Genomic DNA, 12,892 nt, shown 5'->3' with positions numbered 1-12,892 from the left:
ATCGAAAGGATCACTTCTTCATGTGCGTCAAAAGACGAATTACTTACACTTAAGGATCAGAGTGTTCCCTCCGATCCTTAAAATTCGCTACCAGTGAAAGTTTTCCTCTAGCCTGGAGAGTGGTAAGAATAGTCCACTTGTAAGCATTGCTTGGTACCAAAAACCTTCTATCCCTTCACAGATCCAGCCAGAAGGCCACGAACAAAGTATTTTCCCAATATGATATAAACAAGCAGCGTTGGTAATGCTGCAATTAGTGCTCCGGCCATTTGAACATTCCACTCGACAATCTGACTCCCAGAAAGATTCTGCAACGCCACCATAATTGGCTGGTTTTCATTTGTTGTAATAGTTACTGCAAATAAAAACTCGTTCCAAATATTCGTAAACTGCCAGATTGCTACTACTACAAACCCTGTTATTGATAACGGCACCATAATATGTCTGAAAACACCAAGAAAACTTGCCCCATCAATTTTAGCAGCTTCAATCATTTCATCTGGAATACTTGCATAGAAGTTTCGGAACATTAAGGTTGTAATCGGCAAGCCATATACAACATGTACAAGAACCAGCCCTGCAATAGTGTCGTACAATCCAATACTACGTATGAATTGTATCAGTGGTATCAGGATGCTTTGATACGGGATAAACATTCCAAATAAAATAATCATGAATAATGTTTCCGAACCTTTAAATTTCCATTTGGATAAAACATATCCATTCATTGCCCCTAACAGGGCAGATAAGAGAGTTGCAGGAACCACTAAGTATACACTGTTCATAAAGTTGGGGGCGAGTTGCTTGATTGCCTGTGCATAGGAGCTGAAGTCAATTGAAGTAGGTAACGCCCACATTTGTTCCAATGAAACTTCATCCAATGGTTTTAAACTCGTTACAATGATTACATAAATCGGCATTAAAAATAATATAGCTAAAAAGATTAATATCAAATATTTTATTGTTTTTCCAATCGGAAATGCCGCCATTAATTATCACCCTTTCTACTGTTCCATAGGTACGGAACAATGAATATTGCTACCAAAAGTAGCATGATAATTGCAATAGCAGCACCATTTGCATAGTAATGCCCTTTAAACGTTGTTTCGAACATATAAACAGCAGGAACATCGGTAACATAGTTTGCCCCTGATCCTGTCATGGCATAAATTAGATCAAATATTTTCAATGATATATGAGCCATGATGATAATAACACTTACCGTTATCGGCATTAACATCGGAATTACAACCTTCCGATATATCTGGAATTCACTTGCCCCGTCAATTCTTGCTGCTTCACGGAGTTCATCAGGGATTCCACGCAAACCTGCCAAATACATTGCTAATGAAAATCCGGTCATCTGCCAAACCGCTGCAATAACTACTGCTATAATCGCGACCGGTAACCCAAACTCTATCTTGCCCCACTCAAAGCCAGCAATAATATTTGTATCCGTATACCACTTTGGGGTTATTCCAAACACCTGTAGAAACTGATTAAATCCTGTTGATGGATTCAATAACCATTGCCATACTACACCCGTAACAATAAATGACAACGCCATTGGGAATAAAAAGATATTACGGAAAATGGACTCACCTTTTAATTTTTGGTCAATCAGAATCCCTAATCCCAACCCAGATACAATGACCAATCCTATGAAAAAGATGGTGAAAAATACTGTATTCCGTAAATCAGCCTGAAAACGGTAATCTTGAAATAAATAAATATAGTTTTCAAGTCCAGCAAAGGAAAAATCAGGTGCAAGTGTGTTCCAATTACTTACTGATACAAACCCTGTCCATCCGATAAACCCGTAAACGAATACAAGAATCAGGATAATAGACGGTATGAGAAATGCCACTGCTGTCCAATGGTCTTTGGTAATTTTGTGCTTATGCTTTTTCTTAATTGCTGTCTCCTCCAAATTGTTTCCTCCTTACTTAGAGGCTTTTCTCTGTTAGAAAATCCGGCTTACATTACGGAAATCTTATAATAGCGCCTTCTGCTTTCCTGACTTCCTTATACCTTGGAGTGCAAGCCTTAGTTGCACTTAGCAGTCAGCAGTGTATATACTTTCTGGACTTTTAAAAAATCAATAAGAGACTGCCCCCGCTTTCAGGCAGCCTCAAAATTCCACTTATTAAAGTTCAGATGATGCAGATTTTAATGCTTGAATAAAGTTATCAACATCACGTTGTGTTACAAAAATATTTACAGCCTGATTAGCTTTTGTCAGAAAACCTGCAGCAGCTGCAGACCCGTGCGCAAGACTTGGCACTAAACGTGAGTCTTTAAAGTCTTGCATTGCTTCTTTTCCATATTCATCATATTTTGATTCATCAGCATCAGTACGTGCAGGAATTGAACCTTTTAATGGATTAAATACATCCTGTGCCTCAGTAGATCCAAGGAATGTCAAAAATTCCTTAACATCTTTCGGATTTTCAATTCCTTTAGGCAATCCAAATGTATCAGTGATGACTTGAAACTCACCTTTTGTTCCAGGGAATTCAAAGAATCCAAAGTCTTTGTTTGTTTCCATATCCAAATCGTTTACAAAGTAACCTTTTGCCCAGTCACCCATATTAATCATAGCTGCTTCTCCATTAGAAACGAGTTGTGCAGAATCCTGCCAGTTTCGTGCAGCGTGGTCTTCATTAATGTTATCAAGAACCTTACCGAACTGCTCGGCAGCTTCAACTACTCGTTCATCATCAAACGGAATCTCGCCCGCGAATAATTTTTTGTAATCGTCAGGTCCAAGCACACCTAACAAAACGTTTTCGAAGATTTGTGTTGCCGGCCAGGAATTTTTATCACCCAGTGCTACCGGTGTAATACCTGCTTTTTTTAATTTCTCTGATGCTGCGAAGAACTCCTCGAATGTCTCTGGTTCTTCAATGCCATTGTCTTCAAATACCTTCTTATTATAAAAAATCACATTTCCTCTATGAATATTTACTGGTACGGAGTAAATATCTCCATCCTTACTGACCAAATCAATCAGTTCCTCAGGAAATTTTCCCTTCCATCCATTTTTCTCATAAAGTTCGTTAAGTGGCTCCATTTTTCCAGCTGCCACCCAGCCTTCATTCAATTCGTCACCACCGTGAACCTGGAATGTTGATGGTGGATCGTCACCTTGCATCCGAGTAGCAAGTACTGCTTTGGCGTTCGTACCAGCTCCACCGGCAACTGCTGCATTTTCCACCTTGATTTCGGGATGCTCTTTCTCAAATAAGTCAATTAATGCAAGTAAGCCATCTTCTTCACCAGCACCAGTCCACCAGCTGAAAATTTCAACTTTGTTTTCACTTTTCTCTTCTCCTGAGTCTGAACTACCTTCTGCATCATCTGAACCACTGCATGCAGCTAACACAAGAGCTAATGCAAGCAGTAAAATAACACTAAATAATTTCTTCATATTTTTCCCCCTTTTTATGGTAACGCTTACAGATACTATTATAAATATTCAGATTGGCAGTTGCGTTTTTGATTACTGTATTATTTTATGATTACCTTCACTTTTTAAAGATTTGCTGCTGAAACTTCTTCGGTGACATTTGATAAGACCTTTTAAACACCCTGCTGAAATAATTGGGATCATTGTAACCGACCATATAACTGATTTCCTTAAGAGAATACCGATTTTCCATAATTAAAAGCTTTGCTTCATTCATTCTTCGGCCAGTTATAAATTCTACAAATGTATTTCCGAACTCCTTTTTAAATACATTTGAAAAGTAATTCGGACTTAATCCGACGTGTGCAGCCATCTCCTCCAGTGTGATTCCATGCCTGTAATGTTCATCTATATATTCCTTCACTTTCTCCATGAGCTTCTTCGAACGATAATGTTCCTGGAATTTCAAACAGCACAGGTTAATAAATTGCTGCCACTCTAAATCGGAGTCCAGTTCAGAAATGGTGTTCTCGGGGAAAGCAATATTTTGTTCTTCCATCATCCGCTTCACATTAAAATAAATATCCTCATGATCATCTATAGAAAAGAAGTTACGTTTATCTTTATAAAGCTGGATTGACTCATGTTCATTACCTTTCTCAACTTCAGCCAGCATCTGAACAATGACATCCTGAATATTATCATTGTCTTCATTTTCCTCTAGGAATCCGTATTTTCTATTATTTGTCTTTGTCAGTTGATAAGCTGCTGTTAGGGCTTCATGATACGACTTTGGAAAATTACCCAGGACTGAACATGGATTTCCAATGCCAATATAACAGTGGTTACCGAATTCCAATTGAATCTTTCGGACTTGCATTAAAATGTCAGACTTATTTAATTTTGTATTTGCTAAGATACAACAGGCAATCCGTCCATCTGTACTATCCACAATAAATGGGTGCTCCAGATATTTTGTAAGCCTTTCTCGAATCGGTTCTATATCAGTAGGCTGAGCAAGTTGCATCACAAGAAAATAACCACTTTCAAACGAAGGAAAATATTCTTTCTGAATCGAATAGGCTTCTTTGTCTAAAGGCTGATGCATTAATTTTGTAATAAAACTTTCTTCGATTAGGTTTCTTTTTTCGGTCTTCTGTTGCAACTCATACTCAATTTCCTTTTTCACACGCAAAATCGATTTGACAATCTCTTCTTTTTTGCCAGGTTTTAAAATATATTCCTTTACACCGTGACTCATCGCTTGCTTCGCAAAATCAAAAGAATCGTATGCAGATACCAATATAAATTTACTTGAAGGGCTCAAGTTCTGTATTTCCTCAATCGCTTCAAGTCCATTAATTCCAGGCATTTTAATATCCATAAAGATAATATCAAGGGGATTTTGCTGTACAAGTTCAATTGCTTCTCTTCCGTTCGTAGCCTCGTCAATAATCTTAATTTCTGAAAAGTTATTCTCAAGAAACTTTCGCATAGCTTTACGTTCAAGCAATTCATCTTCAGCAATTAGGATTCTCATTCCAGCTCCTCCTTATCTTGTGGCAGTAAAAGCCTTATCATGGTTCCCTGCCCAGGCTTCGACTTCATCTCAACGATATGGGTCAAACGGAAGAAAAGCTGTAATCGTCTGATTACATTCGTTAGTCCTATTCCAGTCGAATGACCGACATGCTCTTCCTGCTGTTTTGTTAGAGAAAGAATTTGATTGACTTTCTCTTGTTCCATGCCTACACCATCATCGCTAATTTCAACAATTACATTCTTTAATTCCTGGTAAATGACAAGAGAAATCATCCCCCCTTCTTCTTTCCCCTCAATTCCGTGGATAAAAGCATTCTCAACTAAGGGCTGTAATGTTAATCGGGGAACTTCGAGCACAAGACAGGACTCATCAATATCTACATGAAACGTTATCCGTTCAGAAAATCTGACCTTTTGAATATGAAAATAGTCTTTAACGACCTTAACTTCATCTTCTAGTGAAACACGATGTTCAATTTCCCCAAGACTGTGCCTAAGCAGTGTCGCCGCAGAATCTATTAATCCGGAAGTTGATTTGGCATCTTCCAAATATGCCATTTTGGAAATTGTGTTTAACGTATTGAACAAAAAATGCGGGTTTATTTGATTTTGCAAGTGCTTTAGTTCCATTTCCTTAACTAATCGATCAAGCTCTGATTGATCCTGTATTTCCTCAAATAGTTCATAAATGTTTGAACGCATTTGGTTAAACGTATCCCCGAGCAATCTTAGTTCATCATTAGTATGAACATTAATGGGATCCCCCTTCAAGTCACCTCTGGATACTTCCTCAGCAGCAACAGACAGTTGTCCTAATGGACGGGTAATCCCTTTTGAATACCATAAGGCAAAAAATACCGCCAGCATAATAGTTGTCAGAAACAAAAAAGCGATAAATAGCAGAAAGTTTTTATTACGCAACTGCAAATCATCGTAAAATGATTGATAAGCCGTTAGTTCGAGCTTAATAATTTCCAGTGTGGATTCTGCTATGTAATCCGATGCATTTCCTGCTTCCTCCAAGTGATTTATATACTTTTCACTGTCATCTCTTAAAACAAAACCAACTGTTAGTTCCGTTTCACGAATGTATGTCTCAATTAGATTTATATAATTTTTCATTTCAATTGTGTCTATATAGTAAAATGTGGTCGTTAACTGGTCCACGTTTCCTTCCAGTTCTGATTTTATCCTATAATAATCTTCAGCACTTCCAGACTTCGGTTCGTTCACATATGATTTTGTTGTTGAATATAACTCTGAAGTCTGTTGTGATATAGTATTCAGCAATAGAAAACGCTGGAAACTGTCATTATATGTTTTAGTTAATTCATTTGAACTGACAAAGATAGAAATCGCTGTTACATGAAATAGAATAACAAAAACAAAGAAATAAATGATTAGCTTACCGCGAATTGTCTTCATTTTAACCCACCATACTTAAGTGAACTTAAATCCCTTTTTTCTATCACTTTAGTATCGGTATAAATCTCTTTATTTAATAAATCATTGTTCTGCAACTCAATCATCACATTTACCGATTTAATTCCCATCTTCTTAGGATATTGTGCAATCGTTGCATCAATTTTTCCTTCTCGAATTAATCCCTGTGTTTCAGGCAGCAAATCAAATGCAATAATAGGAAATTCTTTATATGTACCAATTTCCTGAATTCCATCAACAATACCGATTCCATCCAATGCACTTGTTCCAACAAACATAGTTATAGATGGATGTTGTTTTAATAGCGAGTAGGTTGCCTGAGCAGCACCAATTGCAGTAATATTGGACTCTTCTATGTCAACAATATGTATACGGGGAGTCTGCTTTATTACATGTTTGAAACCTTCCAGTCTTCTTTGTTGATTAATTGCGTTATATCTCCCTGTAACAATTCCCACGTATTGTTCACCTGTGGTATTTTCGATTACCGCCTTACCGGCTAATTTTCCTGCATAGAAATTATCTGTTCCGATGTAGGCTTTACGCTCACTGCTTTGAACATCTGTATCCACTGTGATTATAGGAATTCCTCGCTCAACCCCTTTATGTACTAAATCAACAAAGCGTTCGCCTGGAACCCCTTGAACAATAATCCCGTCCACCTTAGCAGAAATCATCCGATCCAATAACTTTAAAAGTTTATCATTGTTTGCCCTGGACGGAGCAAGGTACTCCAAATAGATATCATGTTCAGCTGCAGCCTTTTTAGCTCCTTCCTCGACTTGCCTCCAATATTCGTTGTCCGCTTCTTCAGCTATTAATGCAAAATGATAATTGTAATCTGCTGATTCCACTTTTTCCGTTTGAATAATAAATGTTTTATAACCATAAATAAGCATACCGATAAAACATATGCAGAAGATAACACCACTCAATGTATAAACTAGTAATCTAGAATTGCTCATTGCATCTCATCCTATTAACATTATGAATCTATTCTATCATGATGCTGCTAAAAATTGAAAAAATAATTTACAGAGTATTGCAAACTTAATTTATTTAAATAATGCAATATTTATTTTTTGAATAAAATTGTCCTATGTGAATGATAGATAACCCTGATCACACATAGGCAAAAAGTATTATGACCCTGATGGAATAGGTGTTAAGTTCTATTTTTTGTTGATGTTCTTTTCTTATAATAATCTAGAAATTATTAAAAAAATCCATCAAATTATTGTAAGCGGTTACAATAACTGAAGTATAATTCTACTAATAGTAATAGGGTTGAAAATGGAAAGGGAGTGAATACAGAAATGATGCTGTTGTAGGACGGACGAATTTTTTTATCAAACCAGTTAACTACAAAAAATCTATTAAAAATTGGAGGATGAGAAGTGAGAAAAAAGTTTATATCAAAATTATCAGTTATTCTTTGTATTCTAATGGTAGTCTCGGCGCTGCCAATCTCACCAGTAAAATCAACTATGACTGAAGCTGCTGCAACCAGCAATTTTAATTCATCATTTGAAGTCAACGAACAACAACCAACATGGGAAAATACTTCAGAAGTAGATAATGAAGGCAATAAAATGACCTCAGGTGTGATTGGAAAAATTCCTTATGATTCAATCCAGGGGGATATAACAAATAAAGTAGAAGGAGTCTCAGCTAGTAACAGCAATCCCCCAAATGAAGTAGCTACTAATTTAACAGATCGAAGTGCACAGTCAAAATGGTTAGCATTCGAATCAAGTGCATGGATTGAATTTTCATTTGCAGAGCCACAGAATCTGGTTAAATATGCACTAACATCTGCTAATGACGCACCAGGAAGGGATCCAAAAAATTGGACATTAGTTGGCTCTAACGATAGGGAAAACTGGGTGGAGCTAGACACAAGAACGGATCAGGCTTTCAAAGACAGGTATAAAAGAAAAGTATTTGAATTTGAAAATAATCAGGAATACACTTATTATCGCCTGAAAATAACCGAAAATGCTGGTGATGGGCTTACTCAATTGGCAGAAGTTGCATTGTCCAACGGAATTGATGTCCCGCCACCACCTCCATCTGACATGAAAACATACGTTAGCGAAGGTCCTACAAGTAGCTATACCGCAAAGACCAGAGTTGGCTGGACGGGTACAAAAGCGTTAACTTATGAAGGCAGACATGAAGTTGACGGGGAAGCATATGCCTATAACAAGCTATTTGATGTGAACATTAAAGTTACACCAGAAGCACAGCTGTCGTATTATATCCATCCACAGTTTGTGGATCAGGATCAACTGGACTATTCTAGTACCTATGTATCGATTGACCTAGCATTTACCGATGGTTCCTATTTGAGTGATCTTGGAGCAAAAGACCAGCATGGTGTTGTGTTAAACCCTCAGAAACAAGGAAAATCGGAAACACTTTATCCAAATCAATGGAACCATAAACTAGCTGACATTGGATCAGTTGCTGAAGGAAAAACCATTGATAGAATACTTGTTACTTACAAGAATCCAAAAGGACCGGGTGTCTTTAAGGGAAGTATTGACGATATTAAAATCGAAGGTAACCCCGAACCAGCAGACTACACAAGTCCTGTAGATTACGTAAACATACTAAGAGGAACGAATTCGAATGGTTCATTTTCACGTGGGAATAACTTTCCAGCAGTAGCAGTCCCACACGGTTTTAATTTCTGGACTCCCGTAACGGATTCTGGTTCTACAAGCTGGCTTTATAGTTATCAGCAATCGAATAACGAGAACAATCTTCCAGAACTAGAGGCATTCTCTCTTAGCCATGAAACTAGCCCGTGGATGGGAGACCGTCAGACATTCCAGGTTATGCCGGCTAAAGGGGATAATCCGAGTGCTGATCGTAATGAACGAGCACTTCCGTTCAAGCATAAAAATGAAATAGCAAAACCCCATTATTACAGCGTAGAGTTTGAAAATGGTATACAAACAGAAATGACCCCCACGAATCGAGCAGCAATGTTTAACTTCACATTTACGGAAGATACCTCAAATCTTATTTTTGACAATGTAAATAATAATGGCGGTTTAACCTTAAGTTCAGATAAGCAGACAATTACTGGGTATTCAGATGTTAAAAGTGGTCTTTCAACAGGGGCAACAAGGATGTTTATTTACGCAAAAGTTGATAAGCCCGTAAAAGATAGTGGTAAGTTAACCGGTGAAGGAAGAGATAATGTCACAGGTTATTTGCAATTTGATACATCTGGTGCTGACAAAACGGTCAGCATGAAAATAGCAACATCTCTAATTAGTGTTGAACAAGCTAAGAAGAATTTAGAACAAGATATAAAGGCTGATACTAGTTTTGAAGACTTAAAAGAAAAGGCAAAAGAACTTTGGAATGAGAAGCTGGGTATTATTGAAATAGAAGGGGCAACACATGATGAGCTTGTAACATTTTACTCAAACATGTACCGTCTGTTCACATACCCAAACAAAGCATATGAAAATACTGGTACAGACACTGACCCTGTTTATAAATACGCAAGTCCATTTTCGGAAGAAGTTGGCGAGAATACTGCAATGGAAACGGGGGCTAATATTGTAGAAGGTAAGCCTTATGTCAACAATGGCTTTTGGGATACGTACCGAACGACTTGGCCTGCTTATACATTATTGACACCGACACAAGCAGGTGAAATGATCGACGGATTTGTCCAACAGTATAAGGATGGAGGTTGGATCTCAAGGTGGTCTTCTCCTGGATATGCGAATTTGATGGTTGGTACAAGCTCAGATGTGGCATTTGGAGATGCATATCAGAAAGGGATAACAAACTTTGATGTTGAAGCCTATTATGAATCTGCGTTAAAAAATGCCTCTGTTGCAAGTGAAGATCAAAGTGTTGGTCGAAAAGGATTATCCACATCCATCTTTGACGGATATACGAGCAACTCAACCGGTGAAGGCATGTCATGGGCAATGGATGGTTATATCAATGACTTTGCAATTGCAAACATGGCAAAAGAACTACTCGAAAAAACAGATAAAAATGATCCCAAATACGAGCAGTATCAAGCAGAACATAACTACTACTTGTCTCGTGCTCAAAACTACGTGAATATGTTTAATCCGGAAACAGATTTCTTTATGGGCAAAAAAGCTTCAGGTAAATGGAGAGCTACGCCGGAAAACTATGACCCAAGAGAATGGGGCGGAGACTACACAGAAACAAATGGATGGAATATGGCTTTTCACGTTCCACAGGATGGTCAGGGTTTAGCCAACCTTTATGGTGGCAGGGACGGGCTTGCAAATAAACTGGATGAATTTTTCTCTACCCCGGAAACTGCCTTACATCCAGGTCACTATGGTGGTATTATTCATGAAATGCGTGAGGCAAGAGATGTACGAATGGGAATGTACGGACATAGCAATCAGCCTTCCCATCATATCCCATACATGTATAATCTCGCAGGGCAACCTTGGAAAACACAGGAAAAGGTTAGTGAAGTATTATCACGACTTTATTTAGGAAGTGAGATTGGCCAGGGATACCCGGGAGATGAAGATAATGGTGAAATGTCTGCATGGTATATTTTCAGTGCAGCAGGATTCTATCCATTACAGATGGGGAAACCAGAATATGCAATTGGGGCTCCATTCTTTGAGAAAATGACTATCCATTTGGAAAGTGGCAAAGATCTTGTAATTAAAGCTCCAAATGTAAGCAAAAAGAATAAATATGTACAAAGCTTGAAGGTGAATGGTAAATCCTATAATAAGACGACACTATCCCATGACTTGTTAGCTGAAGGGGCAACACTTGAATTTGATATGGGACCGGAGCCGTCTGATTGGGGAACAAGTGAAGATGCATTACCTGCATCTATTACAGATAATGCAACTAACGGTTCTTCCCTGCTTCCAGATCCTTTAAAAGATTTGACAAATGATACTAATGGCAGCACCGTTCATAGTGATAAGGGCGTTGCGGATCGCCTTTTCGATAACAACTCTGAAACAAAAGTGACATTGGAAAGTGACAATCCATGGGTTCAATTTCAGTTTGAGGATGGTGCAACAAGACCGTTAATGTACACCATTACTTCAGGCAACAACGACCAATCAGATCCAAAAAGCTGGACATTGTTAGGATCTAAAAATGCAAAAGATTGGACAATAGTTGATGAAAGAACAGACGTTAGTTTTAAATGGCGGGAATTCACAAAACCATTTAGTATTCAAAACCCTGGTGAATATACCTATTATAGATTAAAGGTAACTGAAAATGGAAAAAATGGCTCTACTTCATTTGCAGAACTTGAACTTCTCGGTTATGGAAATACGGATGAGAAATTTGAACAAGTGAAAGAGACGTATGAAGGTTATCGTGATTCTGGCGATATTAAAGGAGCACTGATCAAGCAGTTCGATACCAAATATGGTCAGGCAGAAGATCAGTTTGAAAAAGAGCATTTTAAACAGGCAGCTAAGAAACTGGATGATCTGTTGAAATCCTTGAATAAGAAGTCCGGGAACATTACAAAAGATGCAACAAAAGTACTAAGTGCAGACATAAATGCACTAATCACTTCTGTTTCACGATTAAATTCAGGTGGTAATCCAGGCAAAGGACAATGGAAATATAAAGATGAGGTAGAACAAGTGCCAGTCTTTGAAGTTTCCAAGCTAGCCGCTCCTACTGTTAAACCAGGAGGAGATGCTACGATTTCAGTTATTGTTACAAATATCGGATTATTAGCAGGTGACAAACAAATTGACTTTTCTTTTGATGGAGCTCCTGTTGAAACAAAAACAATTACCCTTGAACCTGGTGAAAGTAAGACTGTAACATTTACCGTAAGTGACGTGGCATTAGGAATACACCAATTTAAAATTAATGAATTAACCGGAACATTAAAAGCTCTACATGATGGACCAGTGCTGTCACTTGATTTTGAAGATACTGTGCAAGATGCATCACCTTATGGACATGATGGAACGATACATGGCGATGTATCGTTTGTAGAAGGAAAAGTTGGAAATGCCATTAAACTAAATGGTGGATGGGTTGATATTCCTTCCAGTAAGTTGTTGAATGGTGATGATGAATTTACAATTGGGCTATGGGTTAACCTTGAAGACCCAGGCCAAGATCAGAAAATTATAGGTAAAACCACTATTGGAAATGGTTATGTTTTAGGTGTAGACGGTGGCCTTTATCCTGAAATGTGGGATGATAGTGGAAGCAGGTTTAGCTTTAATAATGGCTCGATTGCTCCTAATGAGTGGACTCATCTGGCGCTAACCTGGAAACAAAATGGGCAGGTCACTGGCTATATCGATGGAGAAGAAGCAGCAAGTGTGGCAGCAGGAATGAATCCAATAGCACCTAATGATAACCCGTTAATTATTGGTGGAGCACCATGGGGACCTGATGGACTTCAGACAAAAGGTTTAGTCGATGAAGTTCGAATCTACAAAGAAGCACTAAGCTCAGAAGAGGTAAAAGAAATGT

6 protein-coding genes and 1 pseudogene are annotated in these 12,892 nt (G+C 38.0%); 1 reads left to right on the top strand and 6 read right to left on the bottom strand.

All coding sequences use genetic code 11. The features are described 5' to 3' along the window. Positions 1–167: 167 nt before the first annotated feature. The 6 genes from BLS02_RS04315 to BLS02_RS04290 form a co-directional block, all read right to left on the bottom strand. Positions 168–989: a carbohydrate ABC transporter permease gene (locus BLS02_RS04315; RefSeq protein WP_092491724.1), complete on the bottom strand. Its 822-nt coding sequence runs from the start codon at positions 987–989 to the stop codon at positions 168–170. Then, complete coding sequence (locus BLS02_RS04310; protein WP_092491723.1) at positions 989–1,930, bottom strand: carbohydrate ABC transporter permease; 942 nt, start codon at positions 1,928–1,930, stop codon at positions 989–991. Before BLS02_RS04310 ends, BLS02_RS04315 begins: the two co-directional genes overlap by 1 nt. Before the next feature lie 216 nt (positions 1,931–2,146). Next, the gene (locus BLS02_RS04305; RefSeq protein WP_092491722.1) at positions 2,147–3,430 is read right to left on the bottom strand and encodes an ABC transporter substrate-binding protein; all 1,284 of its coding nucleotides are present in this window, start codon (positions 3,428–3,430) and stop codon (positions 2,147–2,149) included. Between the two features lie 97 nt (positions 3,431–3,527). After that, a complete protein-coding gene (locus tag BLS02_RS04300; RefSeq protein WP_092491721.1) occupies positions 3,528–4,949 on the bottom strand; it encodes a response regulator in 1,422 nt (473 codons plus the stop codon). After that, on the bottom strand, positions 4,946–6,376 hold the full coding sequence (locus tag BLS02_RS04295) for a sensor histidine kinase (protein WP_092491720.1): 1,431 nt from the start codon (positions 6,374–6,376) through the stop codon (positions 4,946–4,948). Before BLS02_RS04295 ends, BLS02_RS04300 begins: the two co-directional genes overlap by 4 nt. Beyond that, a complete protein-coding gene (locus tag BLS02_RS04290) occupies positions 6,373–7,359 on the bottom strand; it encodes a sugar-binding protein (RefSeq protein WP_092491719.1) in 987 nt (328 codons plus the stop codon). Before BLS02_RS04290 ends, BLS02_RS04295 begins: the two co-directional genes overlap by 4 nt. 480 nt (positions 7,360–7,839) lie before the next feature. Here BLS02_RS04290 and BLS02_RS04285 point away from each other — a divergent pair. Continuing rightward, positions 7,840–12,873 (top strand): annotated as a pseudogene (locus tag BLS02_RS04285) (GH92 family glycosyl hydrolase); the annotation flags it as partial. Between the last annotated feature and the right edge of the window lie 19 nt (positions 12,874–12,892).

Origin of the sequence: Virgibacillus salinus, assembly GCF_900102415.1 — a bacterium.
In the GTDB taxonomy this organism is placed as follows: Bacteria; Bacillota; Bacilli; order Bacillales; family Amphibacillaceae; genus Lentibacillus; species Lentibacillus subterraneus.
The sequence above is the reverse complement of the archived record's forward strand: the minus strand, read 5'-3'. Positions and strand labels throughout refer to the sequence as shown.

What these genes read in the sequence shown, in the direction of transcription:
- BLS02_RS04315 (WP_092491724.1), bottom strand. Translation starts at nt 989, where the DNA reads ATGGCGGCATTTCCGATTGGAAAAACAATAAAATATTTGATATTAATC.
- BLS02_RS04305 (WP_092491722.1), bottom strand. Translation starts at nt 3,430, where the DNA reads ATGAAGAAATTATTTAGTGTTATTTTACTGCTTGCATTAGCTCTTGTG.
- BLS02_RS04300 (WP_092491721.1), bottom strand. Translation starts at nt 4,949, where the DNA reads ATGAGAATCCTAATTGCTGAAGATGAATTGCTTGAACGTAAAGCTATG.
- BLS02_RS04295 (WP_092491720.1), bottom strand. Translation starts at nt 6,376, where the DNA reads ATGAAGACAATTCGCGGTAAGCTAATCATTTATTTCTTTGTTTTTGTT.
- BLS02_RS04290 (WP_092491719.1), bottom strand. Translation starts at nt 7,359, where the DNA reads ATGAGCAATTCTAGATTACTAGTTTATACATTGAGTGGTGTTATCTTC.